At 56.7% G+C, this 26,329-nt stretch carries 12 protein-coding genes; 1 reads left to right on the top strand and 11 read right to left on the bottom strand.

The annotated features are described in order from the left end of the window. Nucleotides 1-36: 36 nt before the first annotated feature. From M3090_RS06235 to M3090_RS06205, 7 genes are all read right to left on the bottom strand, one after another. Nucleotides 37-198, bottom strand: coding sequence for a hypothetical protein (locus M3090_RS06235; RefSeq protein WP_249054610.1), 162 nt, complete (start codon nucleotides 196-198; stop codon nucleotides 37-39). Nucleotides 199-302: 104 nt separating this feature from the next. Then, entirely contained in the window at nucleotides 303-2,201 is a 1,899-nt protein-coding gene (locus M3090_RS06230) for a hypothetical protein (protein WP_249054609.1), read from the bottom strand. Beyond that, on the bottom strand, nucleotides 2,194-4,722 hold the full coding sequence (locus M3090_RS06225) for a glycoside hydrolase family 9 protein (RefSeq protein ID WP_249054607.1): 2,529 nt from the start codon (nucleotides 4,720-4,722) through the stop codon (nucleotides 2,194-2,196). The genes M3090_RS06230 and M3090_RS06225 overlap by 8 nt, the downstream gene beginning before the upstream one ends. 11 nt (nucleotides 4,723-4,733) lie before the next feature. Continuing rightward, the gene (locus tag M3090_RS06220) at nucleotides 4,734-5,996 is read right to left on the bottom strand and encodes an AGE family epimerase/isomerase (protein ID WP_249054606.1); all 1,263 of its coding nucleotides are present in this window, start codon (nucleotides 5,994-5,996) and stop codon (nucleotides 4,734-4,736) included. Between the two features lie 236 nt (nucleotides 5,997-6,232). Beyond that, nucleotides 6,233-7,927, bottom strand: a complete 1,695-nt coding sequence (locus M3090_RS06215) for a RagB/SusD family nutrient uptake outer membrane protein (RefSeq protein ID WP_249054605.1) — start codon at nucleotides 7,925-7,927, stop codon at nucleotides 6,233-6,235. Between the two features lie 41 nt (nucleotides 7,928-7,968). Beyond that, nucleotides 7,969-11,133 carry a SusC/RagA family TonB-linked outer membrane protein gene (locus M3090_RS06210; protein ID WP_249054604.1) on the bottom strand — a complete coding sequence of 1,055 codons (3,165 nt, stop codon included), beginning with the start codon at nucleotides 11,131-11,133 and terminating at the stop codon, nucleotides 7,969-7,971. A 207-nt stretch (nucleotides 11,134-11,340) separates the two neighbouring features. Then, the gene (locus tag M3090_RS06205) at nucleotides 11,341-13,722 is read right to left on the bottom strand and encodes a TIM-barrel domain-containing protein (protein ID WP_249054603.1); all 2,382 of its coding nucleotides are present in this window, start codon (nucleotides 13,720-13,722) and stop codon (nucleotides 11,341-11,343) included. Between the two features lie 338 nt (nucleotides 13,723-14,060). Here M3090_RS06205 and M3090_RS06200 point away from each other — a divergent pair, with 338 nt between their 5' ends. Continuing rightward, the gene (locus M3090_RS06200) at nucleotides 14,061-18,029 is read left to right on the top strand and encodes a two-component regulator propeller domain-containing protein (RefSeq protein ID WP_249054602.1); all 3,969 of its coding nucleotides are present in this window, start codon (nucleotides 14,061-14,063) and stop codon (nucleotides 18,027-18,029) included. A gap of 63 nt (nucleotides 18,030-18,092) precedes the next feature. Here the strand turns inward: M3090_RS06200 and rnr are convergent, their stop codons facing one another. The 4 genes from rnr to M3090_RS06180 form a co-directional block, all read right to left on the bottom strand. Further along, a complete protein-coding gene (gene rnr / locus M3090_RS06195) occupies nucleotides 18,093-20,249 on the bottom strand; it encodes a ribonuclease R (RefSeq protein WP_249054601.1) in 2,157 nt (718 codons plus the stop codon). A 174-nt stretch (nucleotides 20,250-20,423) separates the two neighbouring features. Next, nucleotides 20,424-21,356 (bottom strand): PorV/PorQ family protein, encoded by a 933-nt coding sequence (locus M3090_RS06190; protein WP_249054600.1) that lies wholly within the window; start codon nucleotides 21,354-21,356, stop codon nucleotides 20,424-20,426. A gap of 12 nt (nucleotides 21,357-21,368) precedes the next feature. Beyond that, nucleotides 21,369-24,080: a S8 family serine peptidase gene (locus M3090_RS06185; RefSeq protein ID WP_249054598.1), complete on the bottom strand. Its 2,712-nt coding sequence runs from the start codon at nucleotides 24,078-24,080 to the stop codon at nucleotides 21,369-21,371. Between the two features lie 118 nt (nucleotides 24,081-24,198). After that, complete coding sequence (locus M3090_RS06180) at nucleotides 24,199-25,881, bottom strand: BACON domain-containing protein (RefSeq protein WP_249054596.1); 1,683 nt, start codon at nucleotides 25,879-25,881, stop codon at nucleotides 24,199-24,201. Between the last annotated feature and the right edge of the window lie 448 nt (nucleotides 25,882-26,329).

Raw genomic sequence — 26,329 nt, 5'->3', positions numbered from 1 at the left:
CATATTTCCTGCCCGTTTGGCTGAGAAAACCCCGGGTCAGTCCACGAGTGCGAAGTCCAGCAGCGGGTTGGCATTTCCCGTGGTGAATTTCGGGGACTCGTCCGTCAGCAGGGCCGGACGGGAATCACTTTGGGCGGAGAGTCGGCTGCTGCCACAGAGGGTCAGCAGCAGCGCCAGGGTAAGGGTTGTTTTCTTCATGATGTTTGTTTTTTTTTAGAGAATTGTATAAAACGATGTGTTGAGAGTCAGCGTGTTGAGCTTTCGCCCGCCGGCTTGTTTCGCCGGCAACGGGCGATAGGGGCTTATTTGACGTGTGTGCGGAAGCCCTTGTAGGAGTGCGGCGGCAGCTTCACGCGGAAGCGGGGGCCGGTGGGAGCGTCGCGTCGGCGTCCGGCCGGTGTGTCCGTTTCGGGCAAAGTCAGGATGCCGTCTTCCAGGTTTTCCAGGCGGGCGGTGCGTGTGTCGCTGAAGACGAGGTCTATCTCGACAGGCTCGTCATTGAAGTTTTCCACCACCAGCGTGCCGTTGTCATAGACAAACAGCGATACCTTGGACGGGCCTTCGAAGTAGACGCCCAGGTCGCGGCTGCAGATGCGGCGGACGACGTTCAGCGCCTCGGCCGGATAGTCGTAGAGGTTGCCCGGGTCGTCGGGGATGGTCAGCACGTAGAGGTTGCCGCCGGCGTAGAGGGCGCGCAGCAGGATGGGGTAGCCCGACACGCCGCCCGTCAGCGGGCGTCCGGCACTTACCATCTCCCAGGCGTCGTTGGTGTAGTAGAGCACCTGCGGGATGAGCAGCAGCGTGCGGCCCGGCTTGCCGTGGCGGCCGAAGTCGTCTACAAGCGCCTTCAGGTCCGTGCAGCGCAGTTCGGCCACTTCGGCGATGCGTTCGGGGATGGCTTTCAGCAGGCCGCTGGTGATGACCACGTCGCGGCCCGCGAGCAGCTGGTGCTTGATGTGCTCCATGATTTGCGGGTCCTTGGCGGCCTGTGCCGTGAGCAAGACCACCTGCTGGTCGTCGGGGAAGGAGGGATGCATGTCCATCGGCAGTCCGGCCATGCCCAGGTAGTTCTGCAGGAAGTCCTCACCCTCGGCGTGGAAAGGCTTGTAGGACTTGATGCCGAGGGGGTTGCCCAGCTTGCCCACCAGGCGGTCGGTCTGCTTCAGCACCACGTCGGCGATGCGGGCCATGGTGGTGGGCTGTACGGTGGAGCCGTCCTTCAGCCGGATGGGTGCCGTCACCTTGTCGTAGCGGAAACTGGTGGTGCCGTCCTGCCACGGGGTGCGTTGGGCGGGCGTCAGTTTGACGCCCAGCAGCTGGTGGTAGGCGAAGAGGATAATCTCGGGGGCCTTGGCCAGCATCGTGAGGTGGAGCTGCTCGGCATAGCGGTCCATGCCCATCTCCAGGCCACCTGCGTCCACCCAGCCTCCGCCGTTGTAGCCCGGTCGCAGGTTGTGGAAGTAGCGTATGATGTTATAGCTCAGGTAGTTCTGCAAGTGCTGGTTGCCGGCCGGGTTGCGTGTCTCGGTGCCCGTCCAGATACCGTCGAAAAGCATCGGGCCTTCCTCCAGGTTGAATCCCAGGCCTTGGAAGTGGTCGTACCAGTTGGGGTATTTGATGATGACTTTCACCTTCGGGTTGACCCGCTTGGCCGGCCCCAGTACCAGGTCGCGCCCGGCTTCGGTCATCAGTTGCAGGCGATACTCCGTCCAGCTGCGGTCGCCCTTGGCGGCGATTTCCTCGGGCGACTTGCAGCTGGTGAAGAAGAAGTCATCCAGGATGAACTCGTCGAAGTGGCGGGCGGTGAACTCGGCAATCCCCTGCACCTTCTTGCGGTGTTCGGGGTTGGAGTAGCAGAATGTCTCGAAGTTGTTGGACTCGTCGATGGTGTACGTGATGCCGCCGGCGGTCTCGATACCCCGCTCGTGGAAGAAGCGCTTGGCGTTCTCGATGGTGGCGTCATCCACCAGCAGCAGGTCGCGGTGCGTCTCTAGGTAGACCTTGTCTACGTCCAGCTGCTGCGAGATGACCGTCCAGGTGGAGTCCAGCCATTGCGGGTCTTTCATCTTGTCCACTTCGTAGGCGCGCACGTAGACAGACACTTTGAAGTTCTTGTAGGCCGGCTTGGCCGGCAGGGCTGCCGCCCCGCAAGTGCAGAGGGTGGCGGCAGCCAGCAGTCGGGTGAAGAATCGTTTATTCATGGCCGTTCAGTATTTTTCGGGATGTCAGTACCATGTAAGTGAACCACGTGGCGTGTCCGCCCAGGCAGTATTCGCCTTCCTGCCACAGGAAGGGGAAGCGGAGCAGCTCGGGCAGGTCGGGCCGGATGAGGTTGGTGCCCGGCGATACGCCGCCGGGAATGTACGACCAGTCGGCGCGGTTGGCACCGTAAGCCTGCTTCATGGTCTCAGCCCCCACGCCCGTCACGAACGACGACTGGTTGCGGCCCGGGTGCATGCCCAGCAGGTATTGCATGGAGTCGAAGATATAGTCCGGGCCGAACAGGTCGGGATATGCCGCGTGCAGATAGCAGTAGTTGTAGCCCAGGTGTTGCGGTTCCCAGGAGCCGGACGAGCGGTTGCCCCGGTCGTGAGGCACGCCATAAGGCGTCTTGGCGGCGTTCTCCCGGTACATGGCCTGCAGCTTGGGCAGGGCCTTGCGTATAGCCTGGCTGAATTTCTTGTTGCCCACTGCCTGGTCGAAGCGGCCGATGAACCAGCCGGTCTGGAGGATATGGTCGCAGAGGTAGTCGCGGTTGTCCAGCACAAAGTCACGGTAGCCGTCCTCGCGGGTGGTCAGGTACAGCTCGACGGCCGCGTGCAGCTTGATGCCGAGCAGGTAGTCCTTGTCGCAGCGGGTGCGGTCATACAGCTGGCGGGCGATGTCCAGGCAATCGTCGGCCAGGCTGTCGTTGTAGCCCTTCAGCACACGTGCCACGCCTGCCATCCAGGCCGCTACTTGCAGCTCACGTCCCGGGTTGTCCTCGGTGAACACCCAACGGTCGTCTGCGTTACCGATGACGTTGTCCGTGTGGGTGCAGGCATCGCCCAGATGCACGTATTGGCGCACGGTGGGGCAAAGGATGCCGCGGTACAGGCGTCCCAGGGCCTTCCAGCCGGCCACGACGGTCAGGGCGCCGTTCTCCACCTGCTGCAGGAAGTCGTTCTTCCCGTCGGGCTGGTGTATCTCTACAATCTTGTTGGCGAAGTCAATGGTGGTTTCGTCCCAATAAGCGTCCAGGTTCTCGCAGGCCATAGCCAGGATGTAGGCTTCGCCGGCCTGCGACTCCACGCGCAGGTCGTAGTCGCCTGCATCGTGCCATCCGCCGACATTCAGTCCGGGTACGACATCGCCCGGCTGGTACTTGCAGAGGGTAGAGGGGCCTTGCGAGTAACCGTCGATGTGGTTGATATCGGTCTTGGCCATGCGGGCGTCGTCGTGGTGGCAGTAACCGTGCCAGACGTGGTACTTGTCGTTGATGCGCATGTGGCACATCTGTACGGGCAGGAAGTATTCTATCTCGGCTTGCCATACACCCTTATCCCAGATGTCGCGTGCGATGCGAAAGACGGGTGAGAGGGCATCGCCGTATTGCACCTGGTAGAGGCCTTCGTCTTTTACCTCGGAGAAGTCGAACTGCAGGTAGTGGTAGCGCAGGAAGTTGCCCCAGTCGTTGGCGGCAGCCTGTTTGACTGCCGTGCGTCCGTTGCCTGTGATGCGATAGAGCGTCGGCTGCAGGAACTTCGTGTCGCGCTTGTCCAGCTCTATGACGGCTACCTTTTTCTGGTCGGGGTGGTACCCCACCTGAGAAGTCTGCACAACCGGAGCGTAGTGCCAGTCTTTGACCACGTTGGGACGGATGATCCACTCGGCCGCGTGTTTCGAGGTGCCGGCCGGGAACTCCGTGCGCAGCACGAACCAGCCGTTGTTGTGGTTGATGCGGCCGTCGTAGAGCTTGAGCTCGCCTTGACGGCTTTCGATGGTGATTTTGCCCAGCGGGTCGTGTGGGTTGAGCACGAAGGTGTGTCCGACAGCCAGGGGGGCGGAGACGATGTCGTCGGCAATCATCGGGTTGTACGTCTTGCGGTCCAGCAGGAGTTGATCCAGGTCGGCCTTTCCCTTGGGGTTGAAGTTGCCGATGTGCTCGGTGTTCGACACCTGGTGTTGCGTGGGGCCGAGCGGTTGGTGCGGGAAGATGCCTGTGGTGCCGTCCATCATCCAGGGCTGTCCCAGGAGGGTGGGGGGCACGAGTTCGAGGTTGAAGCCCAGTTTGCCTGCGAAGCGTTCGGGGACGGGACGGTCCAGGTCGACGGTGACCACGAGGTGGTCGCCTTCGCCTTTGACGCGGATGGTGTAGTTGAAGGCGAAGTCAGGGTACAGCATGGGGTTGAAGCCCGCCATGTGTTTGGCACTGTCGGGATAGCTCAGGGTGACGCGTATCTCGTTGGCGTCTTTGTCTACGACACGGCTGCGCATCTTGGGCAGGCCCTGCCATTGTCCTTGCGAGATTTCGAAGCGTACGTCGCCTACGGCGGCGCGGCGGTTGCCATGGGTGGCGATGGTGATGCCGCCCTGGTGTCCTTCCGGGTAAACGTCGTCGAAGACCATGATGCCTGCGCCTTGGTTTTCGAAGTAGTCGGCTTCGTTCAGTTTGAAGTCTTGGGCGGTGGTGCCCAGGCTGCACAGCAGTGAGGCTGCGGCACAAAAGAGGAATCTTCTCATGGTGTTTGTTGTTAGTTTTTTTTGTGTGTCAGTAAGCGGTTTTGCATTTCGGTGGCGAGCCGTGTGGTGTGGTAGGGGCAGCGCCACATGTCGGCTTTGTGGGCATTGACGATGGGTTTGCCATTCTGGCAGTCGCTGAACCATTCGCCGAATTCGCGGTCTTTCATGTTTTGCATGACAAAGTTCCAGATGCGCCGTGCGTCCTGCAGGAAGCGTTTGTCGCCGCTGATTTGCCAGGCGTTGATGCAGGCGATGAGCATCTCGTCCTGTCCCCACCAGGAGCAGCGCGAGGCCATCTTGTCGCCGTTGCGTTCGTAGCGGAGGTAGCCGGCGGGCGCCAGTCCCTGGTCGAGGCAGGCGCGTGTCACGTCGAGTGCGATGCGTCCGGCGCGTTGTTTCAGTTCCGGGTCGCCCAACACATCGGCGGCGCGGCACAGCAGCCAGCCCGCTTCGACGTCGTGTCCGTAGGAGTCGATGTCCATCAGGCTGTGCCATTGGTTGTCAAAGTATTGGTTGAAGTGCTTGCGTTTTGCATCGTAGATGGTGTCCATGAAGAGCCGGGTGCAGCGTTCGAGCCTTTCTTTCAGTGTCTGGTCCGGCCGGCACTGGTAGAGCAGGGTGTAGGCTTCGAGCACATGGAGGTGTGCGTTCATGGTTTTGGGTGCGTTCTTGTCGTATTGTTCCAGGGGTTTCCAGTCTTCGGTGAAGGTTTCGGTGTAGCCGTCGTAGACGGGTTCGCGTCCTTTCTCTTCCAAGGTGCGGAAGAGGCTGAAAGCCGTGTCCAGGCTTTCGGTGTTGCCGGTGGCCAGGTAGTGTTCGGCCAGTCCGTAGATGCCGTAGGTGAGGGCGTAGGCGTATTTGGAGCCGTTCATGACGGTGCCATCTGGCGCCACGAGCCAATAGACGCCTCCGTGCACGGGGTCGATGAAGGTGTCGATGAAGTAGCGTTGGGCGCGGTTGGCGAGCCGCAGGCAGAGGGTGTCGTTCCACGTGCGTGCCGCTGCGGCGAAGCTCCAGAGTATGCGGGCGTTGAGGACGCCGCTCCGCAGTGCGTCGGTTTCGGGTGTGCCGTCGCGTTGCAGGGTGCCGTAGAATCCGCCGTCGGGTGCCGGGGCGTAGTCGGTCCAGAAGGGGAGTACGGAGCCGCGCACCTCGTCCACGATGGCGCGTGCGAGGTCGGCCGGGTCTTCTGTCCGGGCATCCTTGCGATGTTGGCAGCTGCTGAGTGTGAGCAGCAGGCAGCAGGCGGCGATAAGGTAACGTAATCGGTTCATGTTTCGTTGTATTTGGGTGAGTGTTGGCAAGCGCGGTGAGCGCGCTTCAGAAAAAAGAGGGCGTGCCGGAACGTACTCTCCGGCGGTGCGAGCCTGCGCCCGCCGGCTCGTATGCGGGGGTATCCGGGCTCGCAAGCGGCGGTGCGCCGGCTTGCGAGCGTAGGCATACCCCCGCACATGTTCTCCCGTAAGGGGGATGGATGGCCGTTCTGACACGCCCTCCGAGGGCTATGGGATTAATATCCCGGGTTCTGGTTCTCCTGTCCGATGGCGGGGTTCGTCAGAATCTCGTTGGTCGGGATGGGGAACAGTTCCTGGTATTCCTGGTGTTCGAAGTAGCGCAGCGACCAGCCGTTCTCCAGGCACTCTTCGACGCTGGAGTTGGAGGTGGTGTGCGGGTATTCGCAGCGGAACCATTCGTCGCACATGTCCATGCGGCAGAGGTCGTGGTAGAGGGAGAACTCGGCGTTGAACTCGTGGCGGCGTTCGATGATGAGGGCCACTTTCCATACGTCCGACGTATATCCTTTCTCGGCCTTGTACTGCGTGTAGTAAGTCTGTGCATCGGGCACTTCCACCGTGGTGGTGTTGAGCGTGCCTTCCGGCCAGTAGGCTACGCTTTGCCCCGGCTCCAGGTTACCCCAGGCGCGGTTGCGGATCTGGCGTATCATCTCCCAGCCCGTAGTGGGGTCGCCCGTCTCGAAGCAGCATTCGGCATAGTCCAGCAGGACGCTGGCATAGCGCTTGAGGGTCAGCGAGATGGGGTTGTACACGAAGTTGTCCTGTCCCGGTACGTAGCGCCAGTATTTCAGCGAATAGACTTGCGGCATGTTCTCCGTGCCTTGGAACAGGCCTGAGTAGGTTTGGTTTGCGCCAATCTTTTGGTTTGTGAACGGGTTCGTGTCGCCCAGGCCCACCATGGAGTATTGCTTGCGCTTGTCGCCCGGCTCGAAGCTGTTGTACAGCTCCCACGAGAGGCACATGGAGCCCCAGCCGCCGTATTCGGGTGATGCGCACATGAATCCAGTCCACATCATGGCATCGGATGAAGCGTTGGCGCCCCAGCCCATAAAGTCTTGCAGATGGTACATGATTTCAAACACCGACTCTTTCGTCCAGTGCGTGTCCCAGTTTTGCAGGTTGCCGTAGCAGGGTTCCAAGGCATAGGTGCCGCTGTCGATGATGTCTTGCAGCTCTTGCTTGGCGGCCGTGAAGTCCTTTTCCCACATGTAGAGTTCGGCCAGGTAGGCCTTGCAGAAACCCTTGGTGATGCGGCCGTACTGTCCGTTCAGGGGTAGCCAGTCCAGGCGGTCGCGGGCATAGGTCAGGTCTTCCTCGATGGCGGCATACATCTCCTCGATGGTTTCGGCACGCGGTTTCGAGGGCGTGGTGCTGTATGTCTCACCGGTCATCAGCAAGGGTACCCGTCCGAACAGCTTGGCCAGGTAGAGGTAGTTGTAGCCGCGGATGGCGCGGGCTTCGGCCTCGTAGATTTCCTTTCTGGAAACATCCTCGAAGATGTTGTCGTTCACGTTGGCCAGCGTGGCCAGGAAGCGGTTGGTGCGGTCGATGGCGCGGTAGCTCATGCGCCAGGCCGTCTCCAGCGAGCCTTTGTCGGCTCTCCACGCATGGCGCTGCCATTCGGCGTCCCAGCCGGAAGCCTGGCAGTCCATCGTGGTGTGGCAGGCGGCGAAAAGCTGCGGCTTGAATCCCCATACTTGATCATCGCCCAAGGTACTGGACTGGTCGGTGTAGAACGTGTCGTACAGTCCGTTCAGGCCGGCCAGCAGGTTGTCTTCACTCTGGATGATGTAGTCTTCCTCCAGGATGTCGTAGTGGTCCACTTCCAGGAAGTCGCTGCACGCGGTGGTGGCTGCGCCCAGAGTCAGTGCGGCCGCCAGCAGCAAACAGTTGTTTGTATATCGTTTCATAAGGATATGTTCTTTATTGGATTAAACGGAAATTAAGTGCATCAGAACTGTACGTTCAGGCCGAACGTCACGGTCATCGGGAACGGATAGCGTCCGGCGTCGAAGCCCGAGAACAGCACGTTGGAGTCGCCGATTTCCGGGTCGCCCCACTTCTTGTAGGACGAGATGGTGGCGACGTTGTCCAGGCTGACGAATACGCGGGCGTGCTCCATCTTCACCGGCTTCAGCAGTTCCTTCGGGAAGGTGTAGCCCAGCTGGATGTTGGAAATCTTCAGGTAATCGCCTTTCTTGATGTACGCGTCGGACACGCGGTGGTTCTTGTTGTAGTTCTGCTTCGTGATGCGCGGATAGGTGCCGCCGGGGTTCGTTTCCGACCAGGCGTTGTTGATGTAGTCCGTCAGCACGTTGGTGTAACCGCCCGTTACGCTGTTGATGGTGGTCAGGCGGGCAGCCGAGTACGACAGGACGTCCATGCCGGCCACGCCGTAGAGGTTCATCGAGAAGTCGAAGTTCTTCCACGAGGCATTCAGGTTGAGGCCGTAGGTGAACTTGGGATAGCCGTTGCCGATGATGGTGCGGTCGGAGTCGTTAATCTGTCCGTCGCCGTTCAGGTCTACGAACTTGTAGTCACCTGGCTTGGTGTTGGCATCCTGATAGACTCCCGTGGAGGAAGCCGCGTTGAGGGCATCGATTTCTTCCTGGGTCTGGAAGATGCCGGCCACTTTGTAGCCGTAGTACGAGCCTACGGGGTAGCCGTTGCGGGTGATGGAGTGGTTGTCCCATTCGTCACCGGCCGTGGCGTTGCCCGACTTGGAGAAGATGTCGTCGCCCACCTCGATGGCCTCGTTCTTCAGCGTGGAGCCGTTGAAGCTGACGCCCACGTACCAGTCGCCGAAGGTCTTGTTCCAGTTGATCATGAATTCGAAGCCTCTGTTACGGATGTGTCCGGCGTTGGTGTAAACGCTGGAGAAGCCTGTGGAAGGACGTACCTGGCGGTAGAGCAGCAGGTCTTTGGCATCGCGGATGAAGTAGTCCATCGAGATGTTCAGCTCGTTGTTGAAGAAGCCCAGGTCCAAGCCGATGTTGGTCTGCTCGTTGGTTTCCCATTTCAGGTTGGTGTCTACCTCGCGCTGCTGGGCTACGCCGGGAGCGTTCTGCACGGCGCCGTTCACCAGGAACCAGTACATGGTGTTGGCAGAGGAGAGCTGGTTGACGTACAGGTTGGTGCCGGGACCTGCGTTACCGGTCTGTCCCCAACCCACGCGGAGCTTCAGGTTGCTGAAGATGTCGAGGTTCTTGATGAAGTCTTCCTCGGAAAGGCGGTAGGCCAGTGAAGCCGAGGGGAACGTACCCCAGCGGTTGCCGGGACCGAAGTTGGACGAGCCGTCGCGTCTTACCGTGGCCGTGATGATGTAGCGGTCGTTCAGTGAGTAGTTCAGTCGGGCGAAGTAGGAGAGGTATTTTGTTTCCAAGCCCAGGCCGCCGTCCGTCTCACGGGTGGAGGGGTCGTTGGTCAGGGAGATGACGCGGATATTGGGCGCGGGGAAGTCGCTGGCACTGGAGTTCACCCACGAGCGTTTGTAGTGGCTGGCGGAGAAACCGGCCATGGCGCTCACGCGGTGGTGTTCGTTGCTCCAGTCGTAGTTGAGGAACGACTCGATGCCCAGTTCGTTGGACTGCGACTGGTTGATGTAGAACGAGTCCGGATTGTTTATGGAGGCAAACTTACGGCCGTTGTAGGGGATGTATCCGTTGGAATCGGAAGCATAGAAGTTGTAGCTGCCGATGGTTCTGAAGGTCAAGCCCTTGTAGAGGTCCAGCTGCAGGGTTCCGCTGGCCAGCAGGCGGTTCCACTTGTTGACGCCCGTGTCTTCGTAGGCGGCGGCCACCCAGTTGTCCTGGCTGGCGTCGATGTCGCCGTTGGCGCCGGCGTTATAGAAATGTCCCCAGCTGCCGTCGGGCAGGACGATGGGCATGGAGTAGAATACGCCGTCCTGCACGTAGTCCATGGTGGGCGCGGTCTGCGCGTAGGTGCGCAGGTTGCCGCCGCCGCGCTTCTCGGCGTGGGTGTAGGTGAGGTTGGCTCCCACGTGGATGAAGTCTTTGACGGTGTGCATGATGTTGGCGCGGGCATTGATGCGGTCGAACTCAGACTTGATGACGATACCCTCGTTGTTCAGGTAGCCGAGGGAGAGCGTAGCCTGGGTGTTCTCGCTGCCGCCGGAGACGGAGAGGTTGTAGTTCTGGCGGAAGGCGGTCTGCGACATGGCATCCTGCCAGTCGATGTTGTTCAGCCGGCCGATGTACTGCTCGCTGTATGCCAGGTTCTGCAGGGAAATGTCGTCAGCAGCGACGGCGCGGCGTACGGCCGAGGCAAAGAGGTCGGCGTCGGCCACTTCCAGGTTGTTGGCACGGAAGGAGAGTCCGAAGTTGGCCGAGAAGTCCAGTTTGGCCTTGCCTTTGTTGCCGTTCTTCGTGGTGATCATGATGACGCCGTTGGCGCCGCGGGTTCCGTAGATGGCTGTGGCCGAGGCGTCCTTCAGAATCTCGATGGACTCCACGTCAGCCGGGTTCAGAAAGTCGATGGAGGTGCCCACCTGCACGCCGTCCACAACGTAGAGCGGGTCGGCCGAGCCGTTCACCGTGGCGACGCCGCGGATGCGGATGGAGAATCCGCCTTCGGGGTCACCGGAGGAGCGGATGACGTTCACGCCGGCTGCGGCTCCCTGTAAGCCTTGGCCCAGCGTGATGGGGTTGCGTTTCATCATGTCTTCGGTGTCGATGGAGGAAACGGAACCGGTGAGGTCGGACTTCTTCATCGTACCGTAACCTACTACTACGACTTCGTCCAGCGTCTCGGTATCTTCACGCAGCACGATGTTCAGCTTTTTCGTGTCGGTGACGCGGACGGTGCGTGACAGATAGCCGATGTAACTTACTTTCAGTGTTTGTCCCACGGAGGCTTTCAGGGAGAAGTTGCCGTCCATGTCGGTGATGGCACCCTGGTTGGTGGTGCCTTCGATGAGGACGTTTGCGCCGATGATGGGTTCACCGGCTTCGTCGGTGACCTGTCCGGTCACCGTGACCGTGTTTTGTTGCACAGCGGCAATGCCTTCCGACGGGGTCGGCCTGGCATCCGCGAACAAGGGTGTGGCGAGCGTCAGTGAGAGCGAGGCCACGCCCAAAAGTTTCACTACATGTTTCATAAATAGATACTTTTAAGTTTAACAATAGTCTTTTCAAAGACATTATTTCACAAGGGTTGTTTCAAGGGGATGCCAGCGGCCGGGCGCAGGCTTGGCAGCGCGCGGGCAGCGGCTGGCGAGTGTCGGTATGCCCATTCGGGAGCGGGGGTATACCCCCTCCCGGACGGGCCTGTGTGGGGGCCGGAAGGTTGGCCGGCCGTTCATGGCTTAGAAAGAGACTTTCGTGCCTTGTACCTCCGTGGTCAGCCGGGGCTTGCCTTGCGAGCAGTCGGCCTGGAGAGTCTGCAGGCGGTTGTCCGACGGCAGGCAGAGGAGGCCTTCGGCTTCGGTCTTGTCGGCGCAGTAGGCTTTCAGCGTGAGGCGGCTCCAATCCATGTCGGCCGTGCACTGGGCCAGCTTGATGTGGGGCAGCAGGCTGCCGTCGCGCACCAGCATGACGATGGGCAGTTCGCCGGCTTCGATGGTGTGCCAGCCGGCGGCATAGACCTTGCCTGTCTGGTAGTCAATCCATTTGCCTTCGGGCAGGTAGACCTGGCGGGCGTTGATACCCGGTTCCATCAGGGGTGCCACGAGGATTTGCGAGCCGAACATGTATTCGGTCTCCACACGCCACGAACCTGGGTCGTCGGGGAATTCCACGAAGAGGGCGCGTACCATGGGCAGGCCTTTTTCGACGCACTGCTTGGCTTGTGCATAGACGTAGGGCATCAGGCGGTACTTCATCTCGGCGCTCTTGCGGAAGATGTCCTGCACGCGCTTGCTGTCATACAGCCACGGCTCGGTGGGAGGTGCTCCGTGGGCACGGGTGTGGGAGGTCAGGAAGCCGAAGGGCAGCCAGCGGCAATAGAGGTCTTCGGGCGTGGACGTCACGAAGCCGCCCATGTCGTGGCTCCAGAACGAGAAGCCGGAGAGGCCGAAGGACAGGCCTGCACGCAGGGTGCCCAGCATGCCGGTGTTGGTGGTGGCGGCGTCGCCTCCCCAGTGCAGCGGGTAGCGTTGCGAGCCGGCCCAGGCAGCACGTGCCCAAATGACTCCGTCGCCGTTGGTGACTTGCTTGACGATGTCGTTCACGGCCTTATCATAGCGCACGGGGTAGAGGTTGTGCTCATACCAGCCGCTCTTGCCCGATGCATACTGGCCGTTCAGCGGGGCAGCCTCGCCGAAGTCTACCTTGATGGCGCTCACACCCAGCTTCAGCAAGCCGGCCAGCTTGTCCTGGTACCACTTCTCGGTGGCGGGGTTGGAGAGGTCGAGCACGACGTCTTCGTAGGGCAACTGGCCGTTGCCGTTGCGCACGTACATGTTTTTCTCAATCAGTTCGGGGAAGTAGCGGTTCTTCGGCGTGAAGTAGGGCAGCTGCCACAGGCAGACGTGGAAGCCCTGGTCGCGGAAGTCCTTCAGCATCTGGGCGGGGTTCTCGAAACGGCTCTTGGCGAACTCGTAGTCGCATTGCCAGTCCACCTCGAACCAGTTGGTGTCGAAATGGATGACGTCGCACGGGTATTTGCCCTTGCGGATGTTGGCGGCTACGTCATAGCCTTCCTGTTGCGAAGCGTAGCTGATGCGGCTCATCCATGTGCCGAACGACCACAGGGGCGGCATCGAGGGTTTGCCCACCAGGTCGGTGTATTCGTCCAGAATCTCCTTGGGCTCGCCGAAGAAGATGAAGAGGTCGAGGTTCTCATCGCCCATGTACAGCTTGTTCAGTCCCACGTAGGTGGCGCCAAAGTCGCAGGTCACGGGTGCCGACGTGTGCATGAACATGCCGTAGCCGCGATTGCTCATAAAGAAAGGTACAGGCTTGTACATCTGGTCCGTTTCGGGGCCTTGCGGGTCGGTGACGAAGAGGTTCACCTTCTGTCCGACCTTGTCCAGACCGGTGGCCGATTCGCCGCAACCGAATATCATTTCGTCGGCCTTCAGCGTGAAGACGGGGTTGATGCGGCGGGCATTGTCGCTGCCGCGCTTGATGAAGCAGAAGGGAGTGTATTTCACCTGCGTGGAGTCGGTGTCCACCATCGAGGCTGTCTGGCTCAGGATGCGGCCCGATTTGTCTTTCAGGACGATGCGCCACGGGTTTTTGTCAATCTGGAGCGTGCCGTAGGCGCTCGTATAGATGATGCTTTGCTCGGTCTCGCGGGCCTGCCAGCTGTTGTCCGTACCGGGTTCGCTGGCCAGCATGAGGGAGGCTTCGGGGCGGGGCTCAACGGGCGTGGTCAGCATACGGATGCGCACGGTGCGCGGCGTGATGAAGTCCACGCTGAACTTCAGGTCGGGGTCGTTCTCATAAGCTGTAAAAGGGAAATCCAGCATCCGCAGCTTGCCGGGTTGGGCGCAGTTGGTGTTGAACGCCTGGCGCGGGCGCAGGTGGCCGCGCTTCCAATTCACCTGCCCCTCACCCGACTGGACGTCGAACGACGCCAGATGGTCGGCATAAAAGAAGGTGTTGCTCAAGTCTCGGAAATCGGTGCTCACATCCACGGATTGGTTCAGCAGATAGGGTGTGCCGTCTACCACCCGGGCCTGAGCCGAAGCGCCGCCGCACATTGTGCACAGCAACGCTGCAATAGCAAGGGTCTTTTTTCTCATGATATTCGATTGAAATTTTTTTCGCAAATGTAGGTGCTCTTAGGTTAATTGGTGTGCATCGCTTTGTTCTTATGGATGTATCGTTTGTTGCCTTTTCAGGGAAATGCCTATATAGACCCTTATAGGAAACAAACGAGGCGTTGTTTGGAATCAAAAACGACACTGCTCTCCGGTGCATTCGTGGAGGTTGCATTTGCAGTTTCTGCCGATTCTTTTTAAGTTTGCATCCCGAATCCGGTTACCTCTCAATAGGAGGCCTTTCCCCGCTGTTAAAAGACGGAAAAAATGCGTAAATGAGGATGCCTCCCGGGATTGCCCGGAAGAGAACACAAACAGTCATGAAGAATTGCCTGCTCCTTTTAGCCCTCTGGCTTTCCCTCCCGCTTTTCGCTGTCGACGCCGAGGGGGAGAAGATGTCGTCTGCCATCATGTTCAAGCAGTTGAACACGACCGACGGCCTGTCCAACAACAGCGTGCGCTGTCTGTTCCGTGACAGCCGTGGTTTCCTGTGGATCGGTACCGAGTCGGGACTGAACAAATACGACGGCTATGCTTTCCGCCCATATTATCGCAGCAATTCCAACCTGCCGGGTGATGCCGTGCAGGAGGTGTTCGAAGACCCGGAGAAGGACGTGTGGGTGCGCCTGTCCGAGGGCTATGCCATCTATGATTACGTCACCGGGCGTTTCGACAACAATTACAGGCAACGGCTGGAACGCTTGCAGATTCCCGGGCGGAACATTCTGCGGGTAGGCAGCGCGGAGGACGGCGAGTTTTGGGCCTGCGACCAGGATAAACTCTATCTCCGCGCGACAGACCTCAGCGGGGTGAAGACTTTTCCCCTGCGGAACGTAGGGGTCTTCAATGTACAGATAGGGACGCAGAAAATCTATGTGATGTACAACGACGCCCGTCTCTTTGCGATTGACAAACAGACCTCGCAGGCGGATGAGGTGATGATCCCCGCTGTATACAGAAGACTGTTGGCACGCGGGGAGACCGACCTATATATAGGAAGCAAGGACGATCTCTGGGTATATACCTACCGCAACAGTCTGCTGCTGCACAAGGAGGCCGATTCTGACCAATGGGAAAACATCCACCTGGCGTCCGTGGAAGATAACCGCTATAACCGGGTCCAACGGATTCTGGATGTGGGTGACGGCCGCGTGTGGATTCTGACCAGCCACATGGGACTCTTCATCTATAACAGTTCCGACAAGTCCTTGACCAACCTGCGATACAGCGCCACCAACCCGAACACCATCGCCAGCAACAATCTCAGCGCCATATACAAGGATAAGTACAGCACGGTGTGGATTGGTAATTTCAAGCATGGCGTCTCCTATTACAGTCCTTTCTCGCAAATCATATATTCCTATCGCTCGCCTGACAACGAAGACATCCTGACCTTCTGCGAAGACCCCGAAAGTGGCTGCATCTACTATGGCACGGACGGAAACGGTTTGTTGTGTTTTCAGGATGGCAGCCTGCCCGTGAGTGTGCCGACCCCGGCAAACATCGTGGTGGACCTGACGTTGGACAAGCATCATCGGCTTTGGATGGGTACCTATCAGAAGGGCTTGCTCTGCTGGTCGAAGACCGGAGGCCTCCGGCAGTACACCACGGACAACAGCAACCTGCTGGACGATAATGTCTATGCCGTGGAGGCTGACCGCAACGGATACATCTGGATTGGCACCATGAATGGGCTTATCCAACGGTTGGACCCCGCTACGGGCGAGTTCCAGACCATCCTGAACCGACCGGGGGAATACTCGGTGCAGGACATGTATTACGACGGAGGGAAACAGCTCTACGTCGCCACCTTGGGCGGCCTGGTGCTCATCGATACAGACAGCCAGAGCTATGACTTGTCGTCCATGAGCAAGCGGTTTCACGAGACAGATGTGCAGACCGTGTACGAGAGCAGCCGTGGGACGGTCTGGCTGGGACACTCGCACGGCCTGAGTGTATGGAATCCGGAGAATGATTCCATCTGGTTCATCGACCAGAACCAAGGGTTGGCCGCCAACCTGGTGCGGGCCATAGTGGAAGACAACCACCATCGGATATGGATAGGTACGGGAAACGGAGTCTCCTGCCTGCAAGTGGTAAACGGTGCCTTGTCTGTCGTCAATTATTCGGTGACGGACGGGCTTATCAGCAACGATACCAATGTACACGCCATCTTGCGCCGTTTCAACGGTAATATCCTGATAGGTACGCCGAAGGGGTGGCAGTGCATTATTCCGCAAGAGACTCTTCCCGCCGCTTACGAGGCCGACGTGGTACTGACGGATATATCGCTGGCATCGGGCAAGTCGTCTTCAACGGTGCTGGGCGACCGGTCGCCGGAAAGCATCAGCCGGCTGGTGCTGAAGGAGAAGGACAACAGTTTCGTGCTGTCGTTCTCGGCATTGGATCTGGCGGAGGCCGACAAAGTGAAATATGCCTATCGGATCGGAGGGCGTTCGTCGCAATGGATGAATGCCGAGGGAAACAAGGTGAGCCTTTCCATGCTGCCTGTCGGGAACTATACGCTGGAGGTGCGTGCTGGGACGCCGCAGGGGGTGTGGAGCCCTCATATCACGCAGTTGGACATCCGGATCCTGCCGCCTTGGTGGCGCTCTTGGTGGGCCTATACGGGCTATGCCGTGGTGGTGGTACTCATCTTGTTGCAGGTGATACGCTACATCAAGGCACGTGAGCGGATGGAGGCTATCCAGCAGGCCGTGGAGGAGGAAAACGAGAAACAACGGAAGCTCTCCGACCTGAAGTTGCAGTTTTTTGCCAATATCAGCCACGAGCTGCGTACGCCGCTGTCCCTTATCATCAATCCGTTGGACGAGTTCCTGGAGAATCATCCTGAGTATAGGAAAGGGCTGCTGGAACTGGCCAAGAAGAATGCCGGCTACCTGCTGGAGCTCATCAACCAGTTGCTGGACTTCCGTCGCCTGGATGCGAAGGCTGAAAGCCTGCATTGCCGGCACGACAATATCCTGATTATCTTGAGCGAAATCTTTCACTCCTTTGACCTCATTGCGCAGAAGCGGAACATCCACTATACGATGGACTGTCCGCATGCGTCTGTCTTCATGGATTTTGACTATGACAAGGTGCGCAAGATAACGACCAATATCCTTTCCAACGCCTTTAAGTTCACTCCTGCAAAAGGAAGCATCACTTTGCATGTCGAGGTGAAGGACGGGAACCTTGAACTGTCTTTCTCCGACACGGGTTGTGGCGTGGACGATGAATCGAAAGAGAAGGTGTTCAACCGTTTCTATCAGTCGGAGAAGAATGCATCTCATGCGGGGGGCAGCGGCATCGGGCTGCACATCGTGTCGGAATACGTGAAGATGCATCACGGCACCATCTGTGTGAAGGACAATCATCCCACGGGTGCCATCTTTGTGGTGACGCTCCCGCTGCATCAGAATGGAGCCGAGGCCGGGGCGGCCGAGTCGGCCCAGGCTGTCACCCCAGGAGCTGCCGCTGAGCAGCCGTTGCAGGACGAGGGCTTCTGCCTCCTGTTGGTAGACGATAATCATGATTTCCTGGACTTCCTGGCCGACAGCCTTTCCAAGGAATACAGGGTCGTGAAGGCGCAGAACGGCAAGCAGGCTTTGACACGTCTGGAGCAGGAAGACGTGGACTTGGTGGTGAGCGATGTGATGATGCCCGAGATGGATGGTCTGGAATTGTGCCGCCGCATCAAGAGCGACATCCGTTACTCGCACATACCGGTCATCCTGCTGACGGCCAAGGTGGGTGAGGAGCATCAGCTGGAGGGACTCAGCATGGGAGCGGACGACTATGTCACCAAGCCTTTCAACATGCCGGTGCTGAAAGCCCGCATACGCAATATCATCGAAGCCAGTGCCAAGCGCCGCGAGACGTTCAACCGGGACATCCGCATCGAACCCAGCCGTATCACCATCACTCCTTTGGACCAGCGCCTGGTGGAGAAAGCCATCCGCATAGTGGAAGAGAACATCGCCGACTCGGAATTCTCCGTTGAAGAACTGGCATCCAGGCTGAACCTCTCGCGCAGTTATTTCTATAAGAAACTGATGAAGATTACAGGTAAGAAACCCATCGAGTTCATCCGCACCATCCGCATGAAGCGTGCCTGCCAGCTGTTGACAGAGAGCCAGTTGCAGGTGTCGGAGATTGCTTATATGCTGGGTTACAACTCGCCTCGTATCTTCTCCCGCCACTTCAAGGAGGAGTTCGGCGTCAGTCCGTCGGAATATTTGCGGCGCCAACAGACAGCCGGGGCTACGCCGAATGCATCGGCGTAACCCCGGCCGTCTTCCCGTTGTTCCCGGTTGTTTCCCGTTCTGTCATGCCGTTTTCCGCCAGCCTCAGTCGGGCAATGCGAAGTCCAGCTGCTTCTTTTCGAGGTTGGCGCGTGCGACTTGTACGGTAATGGCATCTCCCAGGCTGTATGTGTGTTTCTTACGCCGTCCGCGCAGGCAATAGTTCTTCTCGTCGTATTCGTAGTAGTCGTCGTCCAGGTCGCGGATGGGAATCATGCCCTCGCACTTGTTCTCGTTGAGTTCCACGTAGAGGCCCCACTCGGTGACCCCTGAGATGACGCCGTCGTAGATTTGCCCCACGTGTTCTTGCATGAACTCTACCTGTTTGTATTTGATGCTGGCCCGTTCGGCGCTGGCTGCCAGCTGCTCCATGGCGCTGCAATGCTCGCACAACGCCTCGTATTTCTTTTCGCTCACCGTACGCCCGTGTTCGTCCAGGTATTTGGTCAGCAGGCGGTGCACCATCGTGTCCGGGTAGCGGCGTATGGGCGAGGTGAAGTGTGTGTAATAGTCGAAGCCCAGGCCGTAATGGCCGATGTTGTGTGTGGAGTAGCAGGCTTTCTGCATGGCGCGGATGGAGACGGTCTCGATGAGGTTTTCTTCTTTCTTTCCCTTGACGTCCTTGAGCAGGCGGTTGATGGACTTCGAAAGGTCGTTGCGGTTGCCTGCCGTACGCAGCTTGTATCCGAAGCGGCCGATGAACTGTGCCAGGTTGTCCAGCTTGGCGGGGTCGGGCAGGTCGTGTATGCGGTAAGGGAAAACCTTGGCTTTTTTGCCTTTGGGAACTTTTCCGATGGCTTCGGCGACGGTGCGGTTGGCCAGCAGCATGAACTCCTCCACCAGCTTGTTGGCGTCTTTCGACTCCTTGAAGTATACGCGCAGCGGCTTTCCCTTGTCGTCTATCTCGAACTTCACTTCCACCCGGTCGAACTCCAGTGCGCCGTTGGCGAAGCGTTTCTCGCGCAGTATCTTGGCCAGGCGGTCCAGTTCCAGCAGTTCGAACTTGTAGTCGCCCTCGCCCGTCTCGATGACTTGCTGCGCCTCTTCGTAGGTGAAGCGCCGGTCGCTCTTGATGACGGTGTGCACGATGCGGTGGTTCAGCACTTCGGCCTTGTCGTTGAGGGTGAAGATGACGCTGTATGCCAGCTTCTCTTCGTTGGGGCGGAGGGAGCACAGAAGGTTGCAGAGGCGTTCGGGGAGCATGGGGATGGTGCGGTCTACGAGGTAGACAGACGTGGCGCGCTTCTCGGCTTCCTTGTCGATGATGCTGCCTTCCTTGACGTAATGCGATACGTCGGCGATGTGCACGCCCACTTCCCACAGCCCGCCTCCCAGGCTGCGGATGGACAGGGCGTCGTCGAAGTCCTTGGCGTCCTTGGGGTCGATGGTGAAGGTGGTGACGTCGCGGAAGTCCTCGCGACGGGCTATTTCCTCGGCGGGGATTTCGTCGGGAATCTTGTCGGCCGCTGCCTCCACGTTCTTGGGGTAGGAGTAGGGCAGTCCGAACTCGGCCAGGATGGCGTGCATCTCGGTGTTGTTCTCGCCCGAACGGCCCAGTATGTCGATGACCTGTCCGATGGGGTTTTTGGCCTTGTCGGGCCACTCGATGATTTTCACCACCGCCTTGTCGCCTGTTTTTCCGCCTTTCAGCTTGTCCTTGGGGATGAAGATGTCGTTGGCCAGCGTGCGGTTTTCCGTCAGCAGGAAGGCGTAGCCGCGCGTCACTTCCAGCGTGCCCACGAAGCTGTCGTTGGCACGTTCCAGCACTTCGAGTACTTCGCCTTCGGCTGTTTTGCCTTTGCGGCGGGCGTAGTAGGCTATGCGGACGCGGTCGTTGTTCATGGCGTGGGCCGAGTTGCGTTCTGCTATGAAAATGGGGTCGCCTCCATCATCGGGGATAAAGGAATTCTTTCCGTTGCTTTTACGTACGAAGCGGCCTGTCATTTCCACGCCTCGCTGGTGCAGGCGATAGGTGTGATGCTCAGGCTCGTTGATATAATCGTCTTCTTTCAGGTCGGCCAAGATATCCATGCAAAGCATTTTCAGTGGATGTGTGGTAAGCCGTAACTGCTCGAACAACTGTTTCAGTGAGACGCTTTCACTGCCTTTCTCTTGAAAGAAATCCATCAACAGAGCTGTCAATTGCTTTTTAGTCATCCGTTTGCCGGCTTTTTTTTCTCTTTTCTCTTTCTTCTTACCCATAGCTGTGTGGTGTTATATGTTTGCAAAGTAAACAAATTATCGGCTTCATCCGTTCACTCGAAGGGTAAAAAATGTGTATTGTTCTGAAAAGAAAAACGCCGGCTTGCGTTTCACACGTTCGTATCCGTGTGTCGTACACAAGCCGGCGTTTTGTATGTTGCCTTTATGCTGGAGTCAGAGCAAGAGTCCCAGCGAGAGCATGGTTTGCGTCACCTCGTTGTCGCCCAATCCGCGTTGGTGTGCGACGTTGAATCGAATGTTTCCGAACGAGATGCCGGCACCGAAGCTATAACGGCTGTAATCGTGTTCGGCATAAGTATAGCCGCCGCGTACGGATACCAACCCGAGGAATGTATATTCTGCGCCCACGTTTCCGGTAAACATGTCAGCATTCTTCGGATAACAGTAATGTTGTGCGGCCAACGATACGCTCAACCGGTGCTGTTCGTTGAAGTCGAGTCCCAGTTCTCCGCCCCCTCCATAGTGTGCAGGCAGTTTGGCTTTGCGGTAGCGTGCTCCATAATCCAGCTTGGGTCCTAATCCTGCCACATTGATGCCTACGATGTAGCTTCCGATGACACCTGTTTCAAACCCATTACGGTAATAAGCCGCTGCGTTGAAAGCAACGGTAGTGGCTTCTTCCACCACTTTGCTGTGGACAAGTGAAACTCCGGCTGTAGCCGAAAAATGGTCAAGGAATCGGATGGAATAGTTTGCGTCCACAGTCCAATCCGCAGGTTTCAAGTTCTTTCCTTCATCGGCAGGGATGTCATAGCCGCCCAAGTAGCGGAATCCTACGTGTACACCGTGATTCCCGAAACGTTTTCCTGCAGATACGCCGTAGAACATCAACCGTCCGATATCTTCGTCTGCTTTAGGATAGATTTGTGTGGCAGCCGATACTTCCCAATTCATGTTTTCGTAGAGCAAAGTGGTTGGATTGGCGTAAATCAGCATGCTGGATGCCTCGCCATATTGATTGCCGCCCATAGCCGTGGCACGTGCGTCAGGATTGATTTCCAGGATAGGAAGTGAACGGCTCTGTCCGATGGCCAACAACGGCAGGCCAATCAACACACTGGCCAGTATGTTTCTTAGTTTCATCATTTACGAATGTATTTATTGTTTAACGAATGTCTTCTTTACAGTACCTTTGCTGGTTTCTACCATCAGCGTATAGACGCCGGCGGCGAGTCGACGTACATCTACTCTTACCGCTTGCAACAAGGCTACAGCATACGGCCGGTTCAAAACCTCTTCACCCGTAACTGTGCGGATAGAGACGTTTATCCGTGTGATGTCAGGATTCATTAAGATATTCAGGTAACTGGTGACGGGTATCGGATAAATCTGATAGACCAAGTCTGTACTGTTTTCCACAACACGCACCAAGAAACTGAGCTGTACGCTTTCTCTGCCATCCGAAGCTTCCACCCGGATATTGGCTTCGCCATTTCCACGGGCTGTCACTGTCAGTTGCGAACCTTCAATAGAAACTGTGGCAATATTTTCATCAGACGATTGCGCTGTATATGTCAAACCATTGCCACTGAAGTGAGGTGTCAAATCTATTTGGTTCGTTCCTTCGTTTTGGCCGATTACCATGTTTTGTATGCTGTTGGTGACAGAGGGCAATTGATATTCATAGACCTCAAAAGGTATGCTGACCGATGTAGAAGCACCGAGTTCATCAGTAACTGTCAGCTCGATATTATGCGTACCCAGCGAGGCGATGGCACGAATGGTGAAGTGCAGATTGTCGCCATCGGCACTGACAGACACACCACGGGTCTCTCCGCCCACTTGGTAAGATATCTTGTGCCCGTTGGGATCGGACAGCGCGAGAGAAAACTCCTGTTTCTCCGTGCCGCTGACGCGCACCGTGCTTTCAGGAACTCCGCTGATGACAGGCGGGTCGTTCTTCAAGGTCTGTACCTCTTTAGTGACGAGGTCGGATTTCCATCCCCAGCGGTCAATGGCAACTACGCCCACGTAGTAAGTCGTGCCGTCTTTCAGGCCGTCCACTGCATATGTAATCAGCTCTCCAGGCTGGTAGCCGTAAGCATTGATGGAGTAGGGAGTGAAGTCTTGATAATTGCTTTCTGTCAGGGGCTGGTCGGCGAGGTAAACCTCATACTTGACAGCCATGCCGTCATCTTCATCTTCCACGGCTTCCCATTGCAGGGTCAGGCTGGTGTACTGTGCTTCTACCTCGATGTCAGCCACATTGTCCGGACGTTTCCCCTGGTCCTCGGCGAGAGCCTGCCCGGCGTCGATGTAGCCCACGCCCAAACGACCTGCGTATTCAGGATTGTGCAAGTCGATGTTCTCCGGACGCAGCGAGCCCAACAGACGTTCTTTCAGCATTTCGTTGGTGTAGCCTTGACCGCCGAAATGTGAGACAATGAGCGCGGCGATGCCCGACACATGGGGACATGCTTGAGAGGTTCCGGCCATTTCGCCATAAGTGTTTCCCGGCAGGGTGCTGAACACGTATCCGCCGCTGAAGTAATGGTCGCCACCGGGCGCCATGATGTCTACCCAGGTGCTATAGTTGGAATACCACGAACGTTCCCAGTTGGGAGCCATGGCAGATACGGCAATGGTAGGTTCGTAGGCTCCGGGATAATAGAGAGCGTCGGCATCGTCGTTCCCAGCTGCCACGATGACTACGCCGCCTTTCATGGGCGAATCGGGCAGTTGATCGCCGTTGTCGTCGCATCCGGCGTATTCGATGAAGTAGTCCACGGCTGCTTGCATGGAAGCGGGCCATACGTCGGCGTAGGTGTATCCCCAAGAGTTCTGGCTGATGACTGCGCCGTTGTCGGCACTGTAACGGTAGGCATCCTCGGCGCCCACGCTGCGGTCGTCGGTGTTGTCGCCGTCATAGTCGCCTTCAAATTTCTGGCAGCTCATCAGGCGCACGCCACTGTCGGGCGTTCCGTCACCTCCGGCCACGCCTCCTACACCGATGCCGTTGTTGTTACGGGCTGCCACGGTGCCGGCCACGTGTGTGCCGTGTCCCACTCCGTCGAGCGTGATGTTTCCGTTGCCGGATACAAAGTTCCAGCCATGTATGTCGTCTATGTAGCCGTTGCCGTCGTCATCGATGCCGTTGCCGGGGATTTCGCCCGGATTGACCCAAAGGTTATCCACCAGGTCTTCGTGCTCCACGTCAATGCCGCCGTCCACTACGGCTACGATTACATTGTTTTTTCCGGTTTCAGTTTCCCAAGCTTCGAACACGTTGGCATCAGCACCAGGTACCGATCCGGGATATTTCCCGATGTTGTGGTAGTGCCATTGCCGAATCAGCTCGGGGTCATCGAAAGGCATTTCCTCGTCATTAGTCGATGAGGTTTCGTAAGGGGTGGTGTTGAAAGGTTTGATGGTAGGGATGGAGACGGCATATACCGGCTCCACAATAGCGAACTGCTTGCTTTGGGTCAGGGTGTGGATAGTTTGCTGTAGATCTTGAGTCTCATCAAAACGCACTTCGTACCAGCGGTCAAGTTCTGCCCGGCGGAAACGTTTCTCGAAGCGCGGGTCCATGTTGAACAGGGGGGAGAGTGCTGTGGCCCGAACGCTGTTCAAGGTGGCGGAGAGTTTCGAAGGCGCACTTTGCAGGGTGACACCGCCGGGATTGACAAGCTTGATGTCGCTAAGTACATCGTCTTGCACCTTTACGTGCAGTTTACCCGGCAGGCAGCGTGTATCCATTTGCGTTACTCCAGTGCTTTTGGATGTAGCGTCCGTGTTGCTGAATTCGTCTTGCGTGCATCCGCCAGCCAAAGCCGCAACTCCGAGTAAATACAGGATATATTTTTTCATATAAATGTTCGTTGTTGTTAATAGAAAAAATGTCACACTCTCCTTTGTTGGGCTTCTTGATACAAGAAACTGTTCAAAAGAGAGTGTGATGTTGGTTTACTGTTTATTTTAGCTATTGTTATTTAGCGATGGCATTGGATGACAGAGGAGTTGCATCTTTCTTCACGCGTGCATTCATTCTGTTGATGAGTTCAATAGTTTTATCCTTGTCGGAATAGATGGATGCCGTCTCGTAATAGATGCCCAAATCTTTGTATGCTTGGAAGTCAACACAAATTTCCCCAACGAACAGATCTGAGAATTGAACTAAACCAAACATAAGTATGTCAACCATTCCATCTCCAGCGTCCTTTTTATAGCCTTGGTAATTATCGGCTTGGCCTATATACTCATATCCTGCTTCTTCAAGCAATGCCTGGAACTCATTAGTCATGTAGAAGCTTGAACCATCAGACGTCCAATAAACCTTCTCGAAGTCTGGACAAACCAGACGTGCTTGACGTACTTCGCCTAAGAATGGATCGTCTGCTGCAACGGGATTCGAACTAATAGTGTTATAGAACCAATAAATACGCATGCCCATGCCTTCGGCTTGTTCTGCCGCAGACGGAGTGTACATGACTGCGTCGCCCGTAGCAGGATAAGTGCTGGAAACAGCGTCGAACGTAGAGCCGGCTTCAAGTTCCCAAGCATTTACCTCGTCAAAAGTATAACCGTGTAGGTCATTTTCGGCACAAGCCATCCAACTTAGTTGTTCGGTCAGCGGCATTATGTCGAATGTGGGGTGTTGTTCTTCCTGAATGGGCGAATAAGTCGCATAAATCGTCACACCGCCGTCAATGGCTACATTTACTATATAGGGGATAGAAGTATGTGTATAATCGCCTTCTCCGTCTTGCTGACCTTCAGCCGGTGCGGGAGCTGTAAAGCCTTTGGCTACCAAGGCTTCTTTAATGGCGGGAAGCAAAGACTCGTCTGTAGTAGCAGTCATTGCTTGTGAATAATCGCCACTTGCTTCACCCATGTATGCTATTTGCGGGAAGTTGGGGTTTTTGCTGGCGAAATAGAATGCATTGTTGAAAAGACCATCGGGGAATGTAATGGCAACATTACCACGAGCTTCCTCAAACTGGAATACATCTACTATGGAATTGGAACCTGCTTCGGCCAAGAGAGGTAAAACTATCAGTTCTTCTCCGTTTTGCACCACGGCCAATTCTTTGATGGTAGTACCTGCTGTGACAAATATTTTAGTGTTACGTGCTTCAGTTCCTTCATTGGGAGTGACCGAGAGGTTGAAGAAATCGGCTCCTTCCACGTAGCTGATGCTCAGCCAATCGGCTCCTTCGTCAGCTTCCACGGTGAAGCTTTCGTTGCAGATGACATCAATGCGCTGTTCACCGCCAGCTTTCTCAAAGGAGAGGCTTTCGGTCGAGAGGCTCAGCACAACATCTCCTGCGCTCTGCACCACATTAATCTTGGCAGCCGCACTGCCTGCGTTGACCAGGATATAACCTTTACGGTCTACGCCTTCTGTATTGGGAGCTGCTGTGATGTCCAGTTGCGCACCGTTTTGCGTCAGAGTCAGCCAGGAAGACTCCAGTGGAGAGGTTGCTACCCATGTCGTAGCACTGGTCGTAATGCTTACGGACTGCTGTCCGCCGTCTTTGGTAAAGGTCACGGAACTCAGTGATGTACTCAATGTAGTTTCATCTACAAACGTTTCGTCATCGTCACATGAAGTGAATGCTAAAGGCACTAAGGCAAATAGCCAGAACAAGAGATAAAGTTTTGTTTTCATGTTGATTAAACTTTAAAAAATGGTACTTAATTTGATTGTTAATATATGTTTGAGATCTCTTTCTCTGGACATGTTTTCTTCTGTCAAAAAATATCTGCGCTATCGGCTTTGAATCGGTCGTTTGAACCGTATCCGACGGTGGCGGACTCTTTCTTCAGAATGATAACAATTGCAAATATATGCTTATTAAAGTAGAAAGACAAGAAATGGGACAATAATTTTTTCAATTTCTTTTTTTATCCTGCTTTCCGATATTAAATATGTGTAAAACGTACTTTCTTTGCGATATATTGTAAGAGCCTGTTTAAAATTCATTTTCCTGTCATCCCGAGCGCAGTCGAGGGATCTCACTACGCGCCTGAAAAGTATTAGGGAGATGTTTCGACTACGCTTCAACCCCCTCTTTGCTCCCCCGTTTGGCGGGGGAGAACAATGCTCAACATGACAG

Origin of the sequence: Bacteroides sp. ET71 (assembly GCF_023336905.1) — a bacterium.
Classification (GTDB): Bacteria; Bacteroidota; Bacteroidia; order Bacteroidales; family Bacteroidaceae; genus Bacteroides.
The sequence above is the reverse complement of the archived record's forward strand: the minus strand, read 5'-3'. Positions and strand labels throughout refer to the sequence as shown.

Coding starts and splice junctions, on each gene's coding strand:
- M3090_RS06235 (WP_249054610.1), bottom strand. CDS start 198: ATGAAGAAAACAACCCTTACCCTGGCGCTGCTGCTGACCCTCTGTGGC.
- M3090_RS06230 (WP_249054609.1), bottom strand. CDS start 2,201: ATGAATAAACGATTCTTCACCCGACTGCTGGCTGCCGCCACCCTCTGC.
- M3090_RS06225 (WP_249054607.1), bottom strand. CDS start 4,722: ATGAGAAGATTCCTCTTTTGTGCCGCAGCCTCACTGCTGTGCAGCCTG.
- M3090_RS06220 (WP_249054606.1), bottom strand. CDS start 5,996: ATGAACCGATTACGTTACCTTATCGCCGCCTGCTGCCTGCTGCTCACA.
- M3090_RS06215 (WP_249054605.1), bottom strand. CDS start 7,927: ATGAAACGATATACAAACAACTGTTTGCTGCTGGCGGCCGCACTGACT.
- M3090_RS06210 (WP_249054604.1), bottom strand. CDS start 11,133: ATGAAACATGTAGTGAAACTTTTGGGCGTGGCCTCGCTCTCACTGACG.
- M3090_RS06205 (WP_249054603.1), bottom strand. CDS start 13,722: ATGAGAAAAAAGACCCTTGCTATTGCAGCGTTGCTGTGCACAATGTGC.
- M3090_RS06200 (WP_249054602.1), top strand. CDS start 14,061: ATGAAGAATTGCCTGCTCCTTTTAGCCCTCTGGCTTTCCCTCCCGCTT.
- rnr (WP_249054601.1), bottom strand. CDS start 20,249: ATGGGTAAGAAGAAAGAGAAAAGAGAAAAAAAAGCCGGCAAACGGATG.
- M3090_RS06190 (WP_249054600.1), bottom strand. CDS start 21,356: ATGATGAAACTAAGAAACATACTGGCCAGTGTGTTGATTGGCCTGCCG.
- M3090_RS06185 (WP_249054598.1), bottom strand. CDS start 24,080: ATGAAAAAATATATCCTGTATTTACTCGGAGTTGCGGCTTTGGCTGGC.
- M3090_RS06180 (WP_249054596.1), bottom strand. CDS start 25,881: ATGAAAACAAAACTTTATCTCTTGTTCTGGCTATTTGCCTTAGTGCCT.